The organism is Rhodococcus sp. IEGM 1406 (genome assembly GCF_030056745.1).
GTDB lineage: Bacteria > Actinomycetota > Actinomycetes > Mycobacteriales > Mycobacteriaceae > Rhodococcus_F > Rhodococcus_F erythropolis.
Genome location: NZ_JASHKO010000001.1, coordinates 264,744 through 282,550 on the forward strand (window position 1 = coordinate 264,744; position 17,807 = coordinate 282,550).

14 protein-coding genes are annotated in these 17,807 nt (G+C 62.6%); 4 read left to right on the forward strand and 10 right to left on the reverse strand.

Annotated features, from left to right (window positions below; all coding sequences use genetic code 11):
- Window positions 1–15: 15 nt before the first annotated feature.
- The 3 genes from QM596_RS01280 to QM596_RS01290 form a co-directional block, all read right to left on the reverse strand.
- Window positions 16–1,761: an Ig-like domain-containing protein gene (locus QM596_RS01280; protein WP_283307876.1), complete on the reverse strand. Its 1,746-nt coding sequence runs from the start codon at window positions 1,759–1,761 to the stop codon at window positions 16–18.
- 29 nt (window positions 1,762–1,790) lie between these two features.
- The gene (locus QM596_RS01285; protein ID WP_020909591.1) at window positions 1,791–2,933 is read right to left on the reverse strand and encodes an Ig-like domain-containing protein; all 1,143 of its coding nucleotides are present in this window, start codon (window positions 2,931–2,933) and stop codon (window positions 1,791–1,793) included.
- A gap of 270 nt (window positions 2,934–3,203) precedes the next feature.
- Window positions 3,204–5,141, reverse strand: coding sequence for an O-acetyl-ADP-ribose deacetylase (locus tag QM596_RS01290; protein ID WP_113682768.1), 1,938 nt, complete (start codon window positions 5,139–5,141; stop codon window positions 3,204–3,206).
- Between the two features lie 78 nt (window positions 5,142–5,219).
- On the opposite strand from QM596_RS01290, the gene QM596_RS01295 reads away from it, so the two are divergent.
- From QM596_RS01295 to QM596_RS01305, 3 genes are all read left to right on the forward strand, one after another.
- On the forward strand, window positions 5,220–5,900 hold the full coding sequence (locus QM596_RS01295) for an NUDIX hydrolase (RefSeq protein WP_283307877.1): 681 nt from the start codon (window positions 5,220–5,222) through the stop codon (window positions 5,898–5,900).
- A gap of 61 nt (window positions 5,901–5,961) precedes the next feature.
- Window positions 5,962–7,086, forward strand: coding sequence for an NAD(P)H-dependent amine dehydrogenase family protein (locus QM596_RS01300; RefSeq protein ID WP_019745892.1), 1,125 nt, complete (start codon window positions 5,962–5,964; stop codon window positions 7,084–7,086).
- Entirely contained in the window at window positions 7,083–7,562 is a 480-nt protein-coding gene (locus tag QM596_RS01305) for a carboxymuconolactone decarboxylase family protein (protein ID WP_019745891.1), read from the forward strand. Before QM596_RS01300 ends, QM596_RS01305 begins: the two co-directional genes overlap by 4 nt.
- Before the next feature lie 2 nt (window positions 7,563–7,564).
- Here QM596_RS01305 and QM596_RS01310 read toward each other — a convergent pair whose 3' ends face one another.
- Genes QM596_RS01310 through QM596_RS01335 form a run of 6 tightly spaced genes read right to left on the reverse strand, consistent with a single transcriptional unit; the run spans window position 7,565 to window position 15,342 of the window.
- Window positions 7,565–8,353, reverse strand: coding sequence for an SDR family NAD(P)-dependent oxidoreductase (locus QM596_RS01310; protein WP_029256589.1), 789 nt, complete (start codon window positions 8,351–8,353; stop codon window positions 7,565–7,567).
- Entirely contained in the window at window positions 8,343–10,088 is a 1,746-nt protein-coding gene (locus tag QM596_RS01315) for an N-acyl-D-amino-acid deacylase family protein (RefSeq protein WP_195790938.1), read from the reverse strand. Before QM596_RS01315 ends, QM596_RS01310 begins: the two co-directional genes overlap by 11 nt.
- Window positions 10,085–11,746 carry a steroid-24-oyl-CoA synthetase gene (casG, locus tag QM596_RS01320; protein WP_283307878.1) on the reverse strand — a complete coding sequence of 554 codons (1,662 nt, stop codon included), beginning with the start codon at window positions 11,744–11,746 and terminating at the stop codon, window positions 10,085–10,087. Before casG ends, QM596_RS01315 begins: the two co-directional genes overlap by 4 nt.
- Before the next feature lie 19 nt (window positions 11,747–11,765).
- Window positions 11,766–12,806 (reverse strand): NAD(P)-dependent alcohol dehydrogenase, encoded by a 1,041-nt coding sequence (locus QM596_RS01325; protein WP_283307880.1) that lies wholly within the window; start codon window positions 12,804–12,806, stop codon window positions 11,766–11,768.
- Complete coding sequence (locus QM596_RS01330; protein ID WP_042953259.1) at window positions 12,803–13,957, reverse strand: EstA family serine hydrolase; 1,155 nt, start codon at window positions 13,955–13,957, stop codon at window positions 12,803–12,805. Before QM596_RS01330 ends, QM596_RS01325 begins: the two co-directional genes overlap by 4 nt.
- The gene (locus tag QM596_RS01335; protein WP_175470368.1) at window positions 13,954–15,342 is read right to left on the reverse strand and encodes a flavin-containing monooxygenase; all 1,389 of its coding nucleotides are present in this window, start codon (window positions 15,340–15,342) and stop codon (window positions 13,954–13,956) included. The genes QM596_RS01330 and QM596_RS01335 overlap by 4 nt, the downstream gene beginning before the upstream one ends.
- Before the next feature lie 167 nt (window positions 15,343–15,509).
- On the opposite strand from QM596_RS01335, the gene QM596_RS01340 reads away from it, so the two are divergent.
- The gene (locus tag QM596_RS01340; protein ID WP_021333340.1) at window positions 15,510–16,166 is read left to right on the forward strand and encodes a TetR/AcrR family transcriptional regulator; all 657 of its coding nucleotides are present in this window, start codon (window positions 15,510–15,512) and stop codon (window positions 16,164–16,166) included.
- A gap of 19 nt (window positions 16,167–16,185) precedes the next feature.
- Here the strand turns inward: QM596_RS01340 and QM596_RS01345 are convergent, their stop codons facing one another.
- On the reverse strand, window positions 16,186–17,772 hold the full coding sequence (locus tag QM596_RS01345) for a helix-turn-helix domain-containing protein (protein WP_283307882.1): 1,587 nt from the start codon (window positions 17,770–17,772) through the stop codon (window positions 16,186–16,188).
- Between the last annotated feature and the right edge of the window lie 35 nt (window positions 17,773–17,807).

Below are 17,807 nucleotides of genomic sequence, written 5' to 3' on the forward strand. Positions count from 1 at the left end.
TCGAGAGAAATGCGATCAGGAACCGAAGAGACCGCCCAGCGAACCGAGGCTGCCCGAGCCGCCGTTTCCGCCATCATCAGGCGCAGCAGAAACCTTTACGACGGATTCGTCCGACGCAGACTGCGTGAATCCGCTTCGCCCGGCGTATGCCGCCTTGATCGGATGATCGCCCGTCGATGCGAAAGTGTGCGTCAGTCGCGCCACACCATCGACTCCGACGACAACGGGTTGTCCGATGGGTTGGTCACCGTCGAAGAACTGAACCGAACCCCCGCCCGGATTAGGACTGACCGTTGCGGAAAGTTCTGCCGCGACATTCTGCTTGGCCGTCGTAGGAGCTGCCAGTGAGGTCGAGGTGGTGACATCGGACGGCGCGGGATCAGACACGGTGACCGTTTGGGCTGATGCCATCGACGGCATGAATCCTGTTGCGCCGGAGTAGTAGGCCGAGACTGCATGAGATCCGGCCGAGGTGAATGCGTGTTCCAGAGTGGCTTTTCCGTCAGCGCCCACCGGGATCGGGGCACCGATATTTGCAGCGCCATCCTTGAACTGGAGAGTGCCACCAGTGGGGGTCGGCGTGACCTGCGCCCTCAGCGACACCGATACGCCCGTCTTTGCATCGGTAGGAACGTTCACGGCAGTGTCGGTTTGTTTGACGACAGGTGCGGCAGTCACCGTGACCATCGTCTCTGTCGAGTTGGAACTCTGGAATCCGTTGACTCCCTGGAACGTTGCGGAGACCCGCGCGGTTCCGGCGGTGAAGAAGGTATGCGGTAGCCGGGCAGTGCCGTCGGCACCGGGCGTGACAGGTGTACCGACGTCAGCGCCGTCCACCCTGAACTGCACGTTTCCGTTGACCGGAGCCGGATCCACCTTTGCGACAAGCTCTGTCGGTGTGCTGGCTTGGATCGAGTCGGGCATCTGGATTGTGGTGGTTGTCGGTTGGCTGACGTAGATGGTGGTCAGGGCCTGCCCACCGGCGTTGAGGCCGGAGTTCCTGTTGTCCCGCGGGGAGCAGTTGTAGCGCTCCCAGTAGTTGACTGTGAAGACATCCTTCTCGCGCTGGACGAATGTGAGCGCATTTCGGTCGTCGTCGTAGTTGGCGGAGCCGGGATCGGAAACTCGCAGCGAAGGCTTGATCTCGCTACCAGCCGCACCGGCTTGGACTGTGACGTCGACTGCGGGGAGTCGGAACTTGGTGTTGGCACCGACGATGATGCCGTCACTCGATCGAACCGCGGAGGACGGACCGTTTCCGATGGTCCGATTCGATCCGGAGATACGCAGGTGCGTACCGGATGCCGATGGATTACCGCCGTCGTCGATCTGTGTGACTGTTGGAGTGGCACTGTCGGATCCGAGGCCGTACGCACTGTCCGCCACAAGCTGGGAACTCACGAATTCGACGCCCGACGGGATGTCGAAGTCGTACTTGATCCGGGCCCAATGCACGACTCCACGGCTGGCGTGGCCGCCGCTGTTTGCCTTCATCTCGTTCGGCTGCACGCGGTAGGTGACGGTCTCACCTGGTGCCGCGGTGGTCGGTGCGGTGATGGTGACCCCCGAGCCGAGCGTCTCGTTGAATGTGATCGGACTTGCCGCACCGTCCATCTCGCGCACATGGCATGCAGTTGTGAAGGCCACGCTCTTGGTCTCGGGGGCAGCAGAGGCGGTCCCGCCGCCGACGATGGAGAACAACCCGCCGGCCAGTACCGAGACGGTTGCAATCGCAGAGCCGCGTAACAGTCTCGAGTTCATCGACGAATCCTGGTTTCTGTTCACAGTTTTCACGACCCGAATCCGGGGGTACCAAGGCTGCCGAGGCTACCGGTGCCAGGCTCGGGCTCGGACGGTTCGACCACGTTGATCGTCACGGCGCCCGACATCGATTCCATGAAACCGGCAGATCCCGTGTAGTACGCCGTGATGTTGTGGTCGCCCGCTGTTGTCATCGTGCGGTTGGCCTTCGCGACGCCGTTGACGACGGCCACCGGAGCGCCGAGGTCGACCCCTCCGTCACGGAACTGCACTGTTCCTCCCGACGGCCAAGGAGTGACCGTTGCCGTCAGCTCCACGGAGTCACCGACGACAGCTTTACCGGGTGCGTCGATTCGCGTCTGTGTCTGAGCGAGGCTGGAGTCGACATTGATCACGGCGAGCGGCTGGCCGCCTGCGTTCAATCCGGCCGAACGATTGTCGCGTGGTGAGCAATTGGTGGTCAGCCAGTATTTGACGCCGCCGAGCAGTGTCTCCTGTTGCAGGAAGGTCAGGTAGTTGGCGGCACTGTCGTAGGAACCGGAGTTGGTGTCGGAAACGCGGAGCATGGGCTTGATCTGGGTTCCCACAGCCCCTGACGTGACGGTGACGTCGACTGCCGGGAGCTGGAACGTCTTTCCTCCACCGACCTCGATTCCGCCGCCGCCGTTGTCGTCGGTGTTGGGTCCGTTGCCCGCCGTGATGTTGTTGCCGGAGATACGAAGATGCGTCCCATTCGGATCGGGTGAACCGGCATCGTTCACCCGCGTGATCGTCGGGGCGACCCCACCCAGATTCGAGCTGGTGCCGGCCACGATCTGCGCCCCCACGTAGGAGGTGCCTGCAGGGATGTCGAAATCGAACTTGAGACGCGTCCAGTTCACGACGGACCTGAGGTCGTAGCCGTCATTGGGGACCGTCATCGGCTTGGGGGCGAGTCGGTAGGTGAAGGTCGAGTTCGGCGGAACCACGGTCGGGGCACTGATCGTGACGCCGGAATCACGCGTCTCGTTGTGTGTGATCGGACCGGGGAACTGCCACCCGTGACACGATGCCGTGAACGGAAGGTTCACATCAGCGGCGGATGAAACTCCCGCTCCGCCGACGACCAGGGCAACGCATCCGGTCAAGGATGCGGCCACCCCTACTCCTCGGCGCATCAACGTCGACACCATTCACATTCTCCTTGAGTAGCGCTCGAAAAGATCGAGCTCTCGGCTTGAAGCCGGGTCCGGGAACCGGCCTCGAGCTGACAGAGAAGCGAATACGTCTTCGTCGTTTGCTCACCACCAGCTCAAACCCTGGAGAGGAGTAGAACACAGAGCGAGCCGCGAAATATGCGATTCGGACAAATTGTTGGACAAACGTCCAACCGGCGAAATTTCTCCACTTCTCTGACCGCTCTGCACTGCTTTAACGTGGCGTGAAGTGGGCCCGGTAAACGGTCAGGCGATCGCGCGGCGCATCAGTTCTGCCGTCTCCTTGTTGAATGCGACCAGTGTGACCGTCTCGACCTCGGTCTTCGCCGCGCGAATCGCTGAAACGGCCTGTCGGACCGCATCTTCCTTCGGCCAGCCGTAGACCCCTGCCGAGATCAACGGAAAGGCGACGGTTCGTGCGCCGATCGAGTCGGCAACGGCGAGACTGCGGGTGTACGCCGACCGAAGCAATCCGGATCGGTCCTCGGAGCGCGAATACCTCGGGCCGACGGTGTGAATCACGGCCTTGGCGTGGAGCTTTCCCGCGGTGGTGGCCACGGCCGCACCCACCGGGAGGCCGTCGGGAAGGCTGGTGTTGCGCAATACCTCGCAGGCCTTCAGGATCTCCGGTCCTCCGGCTCGGTGGATCGCGCCGTCGACACCGCCACCGCCGAGGAGCCTGGAGTTGGCCGCGTTGACGATGGCGTCGACGGTCAGCGTCGTGATGTCACCTTCGACGACGGTAATAGCGGGCATGGATCCTCCTGGGTACCCGACGGCTGTGTTTCCGACGGCCGTGTTTCCGACTGCCGTGTTCCAGAGTTCACGCTTCGGGCGAGCCCACGGCATAGCCGAGCGTACGTCGTAGGGGTCACGTCCGATCAACATCGAGTATCGCGCCGCAACCGACGGTGTGCGACTGTGCGCCTGAACGCAATGAAGGAGTACGCGCTTTCCCTCGGCCCGCAACGCCTGGACGGTGCGCGCTGCGTCGTCGAGAACGAACTCGAGGTTGGCGTTGGAATCGTGACCGTCATCGACCAACCAGAACTCGACGTGATCGGAGCTGACCTGCCGTGTTCCCATGCGACACAGGCTGACCACGGCGTCGTAGTCCGCAGTGGACACCGCATCGACGCCGCCGAGCGTGACGCCGTCGTCATGCGGATGTGTGGTCAGGTGGTGGGTTCCGCGGAATTTCGAGTAATCGAGTTCTGCGGTCGACGGCCATCCGTTCTTGTCGTCGGTACCGCCGCGAGCAGTCTTGATCGACAGGCGAACCAGATCGGAGGAACGGTATCCCGGCCAGCCGTGCATGATTCGGCGCCAGCGGGCGGGAACAGCCGACGCTCCCCAACGGGCGCCGAGAAGGCCACCCGCGATAGCCGCAGTCGTGTCGGTGTCCCCGCCGGCTCGTACGGCTGCTTCCAATGCGTACTGGAGGTGGCGAGCATCGGCATTGTCCGTGGAAGTGATGGCCCACCAAGCAGTCTGAAGTGCATGCACCACCCAACCGTTCTTGGAGAAGTCCTGCGGGTTCCCGGTTTCGGCCTGATCGAGCAGCGGGCCCCAGTATTCGGCTACCTCCTGATCGGCAACGGAGAGGAAGCCTCGAACGCCGTCGAAGTTGCCGGCGACAACGGCATGGCGGATGGCATGGGTCCACAACTCGCACGCCTGTCCGGCACGCGGGTCGTCGTGCGTGAGTGAACTGATCCGGTGCGCGGCCGCCATGGCACCTTCTGCATCGTCCAAGTAGGAGAGGGCGACGGGAGCGGTGCGCATGAGCGAGCCGTTGCCGGCCTTGCGGCCGCTGATCGCCCGCGCACGATCCGCCATCGCCGCTGCGCTTTCGGAGCGGACGGACAACACTGCTCGCGTCTGGTTGCCGATGTCCGCGGGCTTCGAGTCGTACCACCGGATGAACTGTGCTGCAATGGCATCGAGACCGTCAGAGCTTCCGATGTCGATTCCGGTGGCGGCCACCTCGGCGATCGCAACTGCCATCGAGGTGTCGTCGGTCCATTCTCCCGGCGCCCAGTCGAACGGGCCGCCACCGATCATGTCGATCGTGACCTCGGCCTTCGGGTAGGTGAATTCGTAGCCGGCGCCGAGTGCGTCTCCTGCTGCGGTGCCGAGCAGAACGCCGGCCGCTCGATCGGACTGCTGTGCGGTGAGTTTCATAGCCACCTCTTCGGTTCGCGACGATCGTTTGATCAACTTTGCGCTAACCATAGATCATGTTTGAGATAACATGCAAGGGTGAATAAATGGACAGACACGAGTGGCAAGGGATTGACGGACTATCCGCGTCCGTCCGTGGCAGTGGACGTCGCGGTGCTGACGTACAGCGGTGGATCTGTGAAAGTTCTGGTGGTTCGGCACCGTCTCGGTGCGCTGGCGCTACCGGGAACATTTCTGCACGAACGCGAATTGCTCACGGCCGCAGCCGATCGTGCCCTGTCGGTCAAGGCAGAGTTGGCCCAGACGAGCTTTCACCAGTTGGCGATCTTCGACCGACCGGACCGCGACGACCGTGGATGGGTTTTGTCGGTCGCACACACGGCTTGCCTACCGGAATCGGCACTGCCCGATTCGGCGCTTCTCGTCGATGTGTACGACGACGAGGCAGTGAGCGGACTCGCATTCGATCACGCCGACATGGTGCGACTCGCGGTCACGGACCTACGCACGAGGTATGCGTCGTACGTGGATCCGGACGGATTGTCGGGCGGGACGTTCACCGTCGCCGAACTTCGGGGACTGTACGAGGTGATCTTCGATCGTCCGTTCCAGAAGGACAGCTTCCGCCGGCAGGTGTTCGACGCGCTCGAAAGTACCGGCGAGATGAGCAGGCCAGGTAACGGCCGACCCGCCGAGACGTACCGGAGGCGGGGTGACGGTGCACTGACTGCGCAGGCAATGGCATTTTTGACCGGATGAAGTGAAACGAATTCTTGCAGTTCTGCTGACCTGACGCGCTGAGCTGGGTAATGTCCGATTGATGGGTGCAGTTTCGAATGAAGCCGAGTCCAAGATTCCGACTGTCGTGTGGGGTACCGGCAACGTCGGGCGTGCATCGATTCGCGCTGTGACAGCCAATCCTGCCCTCGAACTTGTCGGCGTCATCGTTGCCAACCCTGCAAAGGTCGGGCGAGACGCCGGTGACCTCGCGGATCTGGGAGTGCACCTGGGCGTCGCGGCTACCGACGACGCCGATGCCGTGCTCGCAGCGTCCCCCGGCGCGGTGGTCTACGCGGCGTCCGGCGACATTCGGCCCGATGACGCTGTTGCCGACATCACGCGGGCGCTGGCCGCTGGAGCTGTAGTGGTCACGCCGTCGGTATATGCGCTGTACGACCCGAAATCTGCGCCTCCCGAACTTCGTGATCCCGTTGAAGCTGCAGCCAAGGCGGGCGGCGGCGCTCTGTTCGTCTCCGGTATCGACCCAGGCTGGGGCAACGACATCCTGCCGATTCTCGTCAGCGGGCTCGCGGGGACAATCGACCAGATCCGGTGTCAGGAAATCTTCGACTACACGACCTACGAACAGCCGGATTCTGTCCGCTACCTGATCGGGATGGGTCAGCCGATGGACTACGAACCTCCGATGGTCGCGCCCAGTGTTCCCACCATGGTCTGGGGCGGGCAGATTCGGCTCATCGCCCGAGCGCTCGGGGTGGAACTCGACGAGATCCGCGAGACCTTGCTGCGCCGCCCGCTCGAGGAAACCGTGTCGACCGAACATATGGGGGAGTTCGCGGCCGGCACCCAAGGCGCACTGCGATTCGAGGTTCAGGGAATCGTCGGCGGGGAACCCCTGATCGTGATCGAACACGTCACGCGTATTCATCCGTCCTGTGCCCGCGACTGGCCGCTCCCGCCCGACGGAGGCGACGGCGCGCACAAGGTGATCGTCGAAGGGCGACCACGAATCGAGATCAACGTCGAAGCCACCGATGAAGGTGGAAACCGCGCGGCCGGTGGAAATGCCACGGCCGTAGGACGTCTCGTCAACGCAATTCCGTGGCTACGTAAGGCTGAACCCGGCCTCTACGACGCGCTGGACGTTCCGCTCACACCCGGCGTCGGCAAGCTCGGTGCCCGAAACTCGGAGGTACTCACATGAATATCGACATACCCGAAGGTAAGAACCCGATCGGCTACGTGTGGGGAGAGATGGTCCCCGGCATCGGGCCCGCGGCCGCCGGGTTCTCCCAAAAAGTTTACACGGACGGCACTCTCGGACTCCGCGAGTTCGAGGCGGCCAGGCTTCGGATCGCTCAGATCAACGGGTGCATCTTCTGTCAGGACTGGCGCACCGAGCGTGACGGCGAGACTGTGGAGTCGACGTTCGATCAGGCTGTCACCGACTGGCGCACCACAGATGCCTTCGACGACAGGACGCGCCTCGCTGCCGAATACGCCGAGAGATACGCCCTCGACCACCACGGGCTCGACGACGAGTTCTGGGAACGCATGACAGCTCACTACTCCCAGCGAGAAATCGTCGAGTTGAGCATGTGCCTCGGATCGTGGTTGGCCTTCGGCCGGCTCAACCACGTCCTCGGCCTCGACACTCAATGTGTGTTGCCCGGCAACTGAACCTAGTTGCCCAGCGTCGTCAGATCCGGGTAGTTCGAGACCTCCCAGCCGCCGTCGACGACCAGACTGGTTCCGGTGATGTACGAGGCGTCGTCGCTGGCGAGATAGAGGCAGGGGCCCGCGATCTCGTCGGGAGTTGCCGCTCGGGACATGGGGATTCGGCTGAGAAACATGTCGCGGGCGGGTTCGTAGTTCATGACCGGCGCGACCAGTGGCGTGTCGACCAGGCCGGGTAGAACGGCATTGACCCGGATCCCCGACGCAGCGAGTTCGATCGCGGCATTCTTGCTGAACATCTCGACCCCGGCTTTGCCTGTCGCGTACGCGCTCCCGTAGGGGCTCGGTACGTGCGCGTTCAATGAGGACACGTTGACTATCGCACCACCGCGACCGTGCTCTCGGATATGCCGCGCTTCATGTTTGGTGCAGAGGAAGACGCCCTTCTGCACCAGGTCGATGGTGAAGTCCCAGTCGGCCTCGTCGAGGTCGACGATCTGCCCAACCCTCGACGCCCCGGCAACGTTGAAAGCCAGATCGATACCGCCGAATTCCGCAGCCGCAGCGGCAATAGCCTCGGCAACATCGGATTCCTTGGTGACGTCAGCGGGAACGGCGAGGAAAGACGCGCCGTGCTGGGAGGCTATCTCCTTCAAACCCTCTGCATCGATGTCGATTCCGGCTACCTGTGCGCCTTCGCCGATAAGTCGTAGTGCAATGGCTGCACCGATACCTGATGCTGCGCCGGTGACAACCGCGGTTTTGCCGGCAAATCTGGACGTGTTAATGGGCACCTGCTTTCAAGAACTTTCCGGTTCGGCGGTTGCCGAGAACGGGTGCTGCTTCTCCGTCGCCGAAGACGTACTCGCCGCCGACGAACACTGCGGTGACGGTCTGATCATTGCGATTGACCATGCGGGAGAGGTTGTCGTACTCCACGACCGGACTTTCGGCGTACGCCTCGAGTGAATCGTCGAGATGGGCGGGATCGATCACAACCAGGTCGGCGCGGTCACCTAATCGAAGGTGCCCGGCATCGACGTCGTACCACTCGGCCAGTTCGCCGGTGAGGCGATGCACCGCTGCCTCGACGGTCATGAAGGGACGGCCGACCTTTTGGGCATCGTAGACACGTCGTAGCAGTCGTAAGCCGAAGTTGTAGAACGCCATGTTGCGCAAATGCGCTCCGGCGTCGGAGAACCCGAGTTGGACACCGTTGTCCTGGGCGAACTTGTCCAGAATCTCCGGCCGGTGGTTCGAGATGGTTGTGCGCCAACGCACTTTCGTGCCGTGTTCGAGGACCAGATCCAGGAATGCATCGACAGGGTGGAGGCCGCCTCGTTCGACGCCGACCTGCCCGAAGCTCTTGCCGACAAGGGATTCATCGGGGCAGGAAACGATTTCGGCGTCGAAGAAGTCGCGGTGCCAGACTTTGACGCCGAATTTTTGATCGTAGTCCTTGCGGAACTGTCGACGGTACTTCTCACTCTGCATCAGGACGTTGCGTTCCATCTCGTCGGTCAGATGCAGTGCTGCAGCGCCGGATCCGAACTCCTCGAAGACAACCAGGTCGATGCCGTCGGCATATACCTCGAAGGGAACTGGCAGGTGCTGCCAGCGCAGGTCGCCGCCGAGTCGATTGACCAAGTGTGCCAGTGGGCCGAGGATCACCACGGCCAACTTGTTGGACTTGATGTCGGCCGCCGAAAGCATGCTCGTCTTGAGTCGCTTACGCCAGATACCCGCGCTGGAGAACGCCATAGCTCCGGTACTCATCGGGTTGGAGAGGTCAGGTCCGGCCTGAAATACCCGTCCTCGGCGGCGCAGGATCGCATTGAGTCGGCGTCGTTCTTTCGTGGTTGCATACGTCGACGGCAGCGTGCGTGAGCGGCAGGTCTCGCCGTCGAGTTTGTCGAACAACAATTGCTGACTGGACATCCCGACGAATCCTGCGTCGAGAGCTTCGGTCAACTGTGCTTCCATCGACGCGAGTTCGGTGTCGGTGGGATGCACGTCCGTCCTGGTAGCACGATCCAGTCCCATCTCGGCGGCTCGCATGTCGGAGTGTCCGATGAAGGCTGCAATGTTGGGACCTAGCGGAAGCGCCTCGAGTGCAGCAACATACTCTCTCGCGGAGTTCCAGGTCTTGGCCCGCGTGAGTGCTTCGACGACGTGCTTGCGTGGGATAGCTTCGACGCGGCCGAAAAGGTCGCCGGCGTCCGACGGGCTGGCGTGAATGGTGGACAGGGAACACGATCCGACAAAGATCGACGTGACCCCGTGTCTGAGAGATTCGCTCAGCGCCGGGCCTTCGAGGATCTCGACGTCGTAGTGAGTGTGGATGTCCACGATGCCCGGGATCACCCACTTGCGCCGCGCGTCGATGACACGGGGACAGTCGGTTTCGTCGAGTGGATCGAGGGAGATGGCAGTGACCAGCCCGCCTCTGATACCCAGATTGCGGACAGCTGGTTTCGCCCCGGTGCCGTCGAACCACAGACCGTTGTTGATCACGGCGTCGTAGGTCATGAGATAGCCACCTTTGCGCGTATCGTCTTCCCGGTTGCATTGCGAGGCAGAGGAGTTGTGCTCAGTTTCCACTTCACCGGCACCTTGAAGTAGGCCAGTCGTTCGGCGACATAGTCGCGTAGTTCTTCTTCGGTCGCCGCTCCCTCGCTGCGAAGAACGACAACGGCCGCCACTTCTTGGCCGAGGTCTGCCGAATCAATGCCGATCACAGCGCATTCGAGTACCGCGGGATGCTCGTCGATAGTCTGCTCGATTTCGAGAGGGTAGACGTTCTCGCCGCCGCGCAGGATCAGATCGGACCGGCGGCCCGTCAGGCGGAGTCGGCCGTCTTCGAGAACTCCGAAGTCGCCGGTTCGGAGCCATCGGTCGGGACCGATGGCGGCAGCAGTTGCAGTCTCGTCGTTCCAGTATCCCGACATCACATACGGACTGCGAGCGCAGATTTCGCCCTCCTCGCCGTCGGGAACCGCAACACCGAATGGATCACGGACCTCCACACTCACACCGATGATGGGCCGTCCGAGAGTTCCGGGGAACGCGGCGAGTTCTGGTGGCGTGGCAACCGAAATGCCGGTGGAGGATTCGGTGAGCCCGTAACTGTCGACCAAGGTGTGCTGCGCAAAAGGCAGTCGTGCGCGCAGGCGGTCCTGCAAGGCCGGAGATGACGGCGCAGACGCGAGTGCAAAGGCGCTCAGTGAGGTCAGGTCGTACTTCTCGAGACTGCCATGTTCGAGGAGACGGGTTGCCATGGTGGGGACCACCGCCCAGTTGGTGACCTTCTCGCGTTCGACAAGGGAAAGGACTTCGTCGACGTCGAAGGCGCCCTGATGGATGACCACGGCTCCGCCCGTCGCGAGTCGTGGGATCGCCAGGTTATGCAGGCTTGCAATGTGAAACAGCGGCGCGGTCAGCAGATACCGCAAGTCACCGGGTCGGCCGTCACTGGGTCGGCCGGTGAATGCCGCAGCGAGGCGATCGCTGTAGCGGTGGTAGTCGATGACGGCCAACACGTTTCGATGAGTGTGAACAGCTCCCTTGGGGCGGCCGCTGGTTCCGCTCGTGTAAAGAATGACGGCCGGATCGTCCTCGTCGACGGACGTGCGGGGCAGTGCCGAACCCGAATACTTCTCCATCAAGGCCGGTAGATCTTCTTCCATCGTGAGCACGGGAACATCGGTGTTCACTTCGGAAAGAACTTGTGCGCGTTTGGCGTCGGCGATCACCACGGTGGGAGTGGTGTGATCGATGCCGTATTGCACTTCACGGGCCACCCACCACGAGTTGAACCCGACGGCGATGGCGCCAAGCGACTGAGCCGCCCAGAAGGTCATCACCCATTCCGGCGTATTGGCGGCGAGGATGCCCACCCGATCGCCCTTGCGAATGCCGTAACGCTCGCGCAGCGCAGTGGCCAATGCTGCTACGGCCTCGCCGTGCTCGAGGTAGCTGTAGCGTCGGTCCTTGGTCACCAGGTAGTCGCGTGATCCGTAATCGAAGGATGCAGCGAGCACGTCGCCGAGTGCCTTGTCACGGTTCTTCATGACGGGCATCGAGCTGCCGAGTACATCCTCGACTTGCATCTCGAAAGGACCACCAGGGCCGGTCAGCCCAGCCATGACGGACGCGATGAATGCTTGTGTATCAGCGGAAGTAGTCACGTGAAGTGCCTTTCGAAGATTAGGGTACGAGCACTGCGCGTCCGGTGACCTTGCCGTGTTCGAGACGGTCGAGTGCGTCGCGGGCATCAGCGAGGTCGAAGCGGGCTACTTCTACCGTTACCAGACCGGCCTGTGCCAGGGCGATGGAATCGACGAGGTCGTTTCTGGTGCCGCCATAGGACTTCCGGATCGATGCGCCCCACGGCCAGCCCGGTCCGCCGGCAGCTTCGGCTGTGATTCCCGGGTTTCCGCCTCCGAGACCCACCATGCGATACGCGCCATTCGGCGCAACCGCTTGAACGGACATCTGTGCAGTTGCGTCGATACCGACGAAGTCGAAGATGACTTCTGCGCCTCTGGCCGACGTGAGGTCGAGGATGTGCTGCGCGGTGTCCGGTCCCGAATCGAGCGTGATGTCGGCGCCGCAACGTTTGGCGAGATCGAGTTGTTCCTGTCCGACATCGACGGCGATGATGCGCACGGCACTGATTGCGCGAAGTATCTGTACTGCAACGTGACCGAGTCCGCCGACGCCGATCACGACGGCGGTGGCACCGGGCTGGAGATGTTCGCGTGCGCCGCGAATGGCGTGGTAGCTCGTCAGTGCTGCATCGGCGAGCGGTGCAGCCTGCAGGAAGTCGAGGTCTCCGATGGGTACGAATGAGCGAGCCGGGATCTTGACGTACTCGGCCATTCCGCCTTCGGGACCGAGCCCGGGGCAGGGCGGCATCGCGGTGCGTCCAGCGGCGAGGCACATGTTCTCGTTGCCGCTCATGCATTCTCGGCACTGTCCACAGGACCAGCACAGGTAGACGACGCCACGCTCTCCGACGGAACGGCCGTCGACGCCACTCCCGACGGCTTCGATCGTTCCGGCAATTTCGTGGCCGATGGTCAGCGGTTCTTCGCGCATCTTGTACGGAAAGTGCAGGAGATGCAGATCGGAGTGGCAGATTCCCGCTGCGCCCACCCGAATCAGCAGTTCCGATGGACTGATCTCGGGGATCGGCACGTCGTTGATCTCGAGGAGACCAGGCCCCATGAGCTGAGCTGCCTTCATGAACTGACCTCGCTGATCTCGGAGTTGTACGCAGCGCTCAGATAGGCGTTGCTGCGGTCGGACCCGATCAGACCGGGTGCCATCTTGTTCATGACGTAGGCGAAAGTCATCCGGCGGTCCAGATCGTTGACCAGCATCGAGCCGCCGATACCGGCCCACCAGCAGGCGCGTCCGTCGGGAACCAGGGGTGCGGTATCCGGGTGCGGCAGTCCGTATCCGATGCCGAACTTGAGCGGAGTCATGATCCCGAGGTCGATACCGTCGGCTTGGATCTCGAAGATCAGGTCGATGGTGCTCTGCGAGAGCAGCTTCTGGCCGTCGAGCACACCACCGTTCGAGATCACGGATTGGATCCGAGCGATAGAACGTGCGTTTCCGTGGCCGTTGACTGCGCCGATCTCGGCCTCCCGCCAGGGCGCGGTGTTGACCTCGGGGTAGTCGAGCAGTGGGCAGGTCAGGGTCTTGATGAAGATGCTGTCCTGGTCGAGCGTGGACAGGTCGAACTCCAACGCGGGCGGCGGAACCATGGTGGCTATTCGACCGAAATGCTCTGCGGACGTGCCGATGTGGAAGTCGGCTCCCAGTGGACCGGCTAGCTCTTCGGCAAAGAACCTGCCGAGGGTCCGACCGTCGATGCGACGAATGACTTCACCGACGAGATGGCCGTAGTTGATCGCGTGATAGCCCGACGCCGTACCCGGGGTCCACCAAGGCTTCTGGGTAGCGAGGCGAGCGGTGGACGTCTCGAGGTCGTAGATGTCCTTCAGCTCGATCGGGCGCTCCCAACCGGAGACGCCAGACGTATGCGACAGGAGGTGGCGAACTTCGATGTCCTCCTTGCCGTTTACCGCAAATTCGGGCCAGTAGTGAGCAACCTTCTGGTACACGTCCAATTGGCCGCGTTCGACCAGCAGGAGTGCACACAGAGCCGTCATGGTCTTGGTGATGGAGAAGGTGTTGACGATGGTGTCCGGACCCCAAGGAGTGGTACGGGATTCGTCGGCGTATCCGCCCCAGATGTCTACTACTGCTTCTCCGTCGACGGTGATGGCGATGGAGCCACCCAACTCCTCACCGGATTCGAGTTGCGCCTCGAAGGCGGTGCGGACGGCTTCGAACTCGTTGTTGCAGTGACCGTTCACCGTGCTCATGCGCGATCCGCCTTCTCGAGTTCGTGTGCGGCTGCACGCGCCGCAACAGGTAGCTTGTTCCCCGAGGCCGCGGCACGCTTGGTGCCTTTGGCAATTTCCTTGTTCATGTTGCGGACGTACGGGTCGAACTCGAGCTGAATGGTGTGGCGCGGTGACTTGTAATAGGGGGCGAGGAAGTACGCCTCGTCGGCCTTGGTGATCTCCTGCATCTCGTTCGCGGACGGCAGTTGGTATTTCCCGGTCAGGTAGGCGGCAACGAGCTTGCTCTGCTGCTCGGCGAAGTTGACGAGCGTCGGCATGGGCTGAGCCAGTCCCATGAAGAAGAGGTTGTCGATTCCGGGCTTCATCATGCGTTTGAAGAGTGGGAAACGGTTGTCTTTGTCCGGCAGCAGGTTCGGGTCGTCGAAGAAGGGGAAGCTGATGTTGTAGCCGGTGGCGCAGACGACCACGTCGACGTCCTCCGCGGTGCCGTCGGCGAAATGAACCTGCTTTCCGTCGAGTTTGGTGATCGCCGGCTTGAAGGTGATGTCGCCGGACCCGGCGCGTCCCAAGAACTCGCCACTGGCTGACGGATGTGCCTCGAAGGGGCGGTGGTCTGGCTTGGGTAGTCCGTAGCCCTCCATGGTTCCCAGGTTCTTGCCGAGGAATCGACGACTCAGGAACAGGCGCAGCCCCCGAGGCATCCAGGGCGGGGTGATCAGTTTGTCTCCCGGCACGCCGCCCAGGTATTTCGGCAACACCCACACGCCGCGGCGCGCCGAGACGATGAGCTTGTCGGCGAGGTATCTCTGCCCCAGTTCGGAAGCAATGTCCAAGCCTGAGTTCCCCATTCCGACCACGACAACTTTCTTGCCGCGCATGTCGATCGGATCGAACGGGTCGTTGTAGCTGTGGCTGTGCATGAGGACGCCGTCGAACTCACCTGGGTAATCCGGGATGTTGGGATCCCAGTGGTGACCATTGCAGACCATCAGGACGTCGTAGGTACGGACTTCGCCGTCCGAGCGCGTGATGGTCCACAGTCCGTTTGCATCACGCTCTGCGGCAACAACACTGGTGTTGAAGATGATCGACTCACGCAGGCCGAAATGCTCGACGTAGTCCTTGAAGTACTGGAAGAGTTCGGAATGGTGGGGGAAATCGGGAAGGTCGGCAGAGACCGGGAAGTCCTCGAATGCCAAGCGCCACTTCGACGTGTCGATATGCAGGCTCTGGTAGCAGGCCGACATTCCGTTGGGGTTCTTGTAGTACCAGTTTCCGCCGACCTCGTCGGACGCTTCGTAGCAGTCGAAGGGTATTCCGAATTCCTTCATTCGCTTGGCCGTCGTGATTCCGGTAGGCCCGGCGCCGATGATGCAGACGCTCGGCAAGGGGGAGGGGCTCATTCGCCATCGCTTTCTGTTCTGTCTCGGGCGTGCGCGAAGAAGAATCGAAGCCCGAGAAGTGACTTGAGTCATAGTGCGCCATTCGCTGACGATGTGTCAATGAATGACGCAATGTTTTTTGATGACGGTGAGTCGGTGATTTGCCAGGAAGTCGAAATGCGAGCAAGGTGGGCGACGTGAGCACGACTACCGATGGCCCGAAGAACAGGCGGGGAACCCTTCGCGACGAGCAGAAACGCGCGACGCGGGCCAAACTCGTGGACGCCGCACGCACTCTGTTCGAGGAACGGGGATACGCGGCTGTCACGGTCGACGACATCTCCTCGGTCGTCGGATGCAGTAGAGCCACGTTCTACGTGCATTTCGCCAGCAAGGTGGAGATGCTCAAGACGATCGGCGCGGCCGGGATGGCGGCGAGTGCGTTCGCTTTCTACATCGATCTCGATCGGGTCCTCGACACGAACTCTCGCGTGGAGTTCACCGCATGGCTGGAACGTGCCTTCGACTGGTTCGACGAGAACAAGCGCCTGCTGCCGGCGTGGGACGAGGCCGTGGCACTCGAACCGGAGTTCCGCGAGACAGCGCGAGACGGTATGACCGAACTACCGAATGCCATGCCCAAGTATCTGGGTCGGTGGCCGGTGGAACAGCATGACGAGGCGAGGTTGCGCGTCGAATTGCTCGTGAGCCAGCTGGAGCGATTCTTCACACGCTGGGCCGTGCAGGGGACGATCGACGTGACTCGGATGCAGGCGGCCGAGGTTCTGACCGACATCTGGTTCCCGGCCCTGTCGCCGGAATCCAAGGGCGGCGACGAGCGGTAGATGTGAATCCGACGGAGGTTCACGGGTCGATGAGTCCTTCGGGAGCGCCCCGCCACCCGCGGCGCTGGTAGTCCCGGGGCGACATGCCGTGAGCCGCGATGAAGACCTTGGTGAATCCGGACGCGTGCGCGTAGCCGAGTCGACGGGCAGCCTCCCCGGCCGCGAGGCCCTCCTCGAGATAAGCGCGGGCGAGGGTCATCCGCAACTGACCGCGCCAGCGCGGGAAGCTCTGGCCGGTGGCCGCTACGAAGTCTTTGAGGAGCATGTCCTCGTCGACGCCGAGCCGAGCGCTCCAATCCGGCAGCGTGCGCGAATCGGCGGGGTTCTTCCGGAGTGCGGCAAGGATCGTTTCGACTGGATCGGCCTGATCGCCGCCGGGTAGGGGCGCTGCCGCGGCACTTCGAATCAGCCTCGCGATCCGGGCGGGGTCGTGGATCTCGGGGCGCAGGTGGGTGTAATTCGCGACCACCGTGTGCAGCAGATACGCCTGCGCTTCGCGCGCGAAGTGCAGCACACGTGGGGGCGGTGCGGTAACTGGAGAGGCACCCGGCTGGGATCCGAGGGGAAGTAACAAAGAGGCTTCGGCGATCTCGACGCTGTTGCGCACTCCAGCGGGAAGCCACATCGCGTCACCCCGTCGCAGATTCCAGGTTCGGTCGCCGAAAGTGACCCGGGCGGAGCCTCGGTAGATCCAGACAACGACGTGAAAGTCGTTGACCCGTGCCCACGTTCCACTTGCGGGGATCATCGGGGGTGCTGGTGCCGATCCTGACCGGGCGCCTTCTTCGGACAACAATGCAACGCCCTGTGCCAGGGTCTCGTCTTCACGGGGCGGCGTCGGGCGCCGGTTGGCGCGTGCGTAGTCGGTGGGTGTCATGCCGGTGTGTTCTCGGAAGGCGCGGGTGAAGCCCGCGGGTGTCGCGAATCCGACCTGGCTACCCGTCCAGCCGATTTCGCGGCCGGCGGCCAGATATGAGGTCGCTGCCGCGATCCGGGCCGAAGTACGCCAGCGCACGAATGACAATCCCGTTTCCTCGGTGAATCGGCGCTGCAGGGTGCGGACACCGATCTTGAGTTGCTGGGCGAACCGGGAAAGTTCGGTGTCGTCGGATGGCGTCCGCAGCAGCGTGCGTGCGATCTCGAGGGTTTCGGCCGAGCGTGGCAAGCGCGGTGGCGAGTATGACGGGGAGTTGTCGTCCCCGTCGGAGTGAACACCCGCGACAAGCTCGATCAGTCCGGCTCCCGCTGCCGTCTCACCCCGAAGAAATCCCAAGTTGTGCGCGAATTGGTGGACGAGCCAGTCCTGCCAGTCTGCTGGGATCTCGAAGTCGATCACCCGGTTCAACGCGGGCGGCAGGTCGGCCGCGGGCAGTGGGATGGGAAATGCGACCGCGCCCGGATCGACCCGGATGCTGTACGCGATTCCCGCCGGTACCCAGATTGCCGCCCCCGCAGTCACACTGCGGGTACGGCCGCTGATCTGCAATTCTGCGCGCCCGGTATGTACCCAGAACAGCAGTGGCTCGCGTTCATTCGCGGTCGAGGCGAGCCGAGCAGCGGGGATCTCGGGGACTTCGCCTGCGGGGAACACCAACCGTGGTCCCACGATGCCCTCCCGACGTCGATGCATTCTCTTCCAGC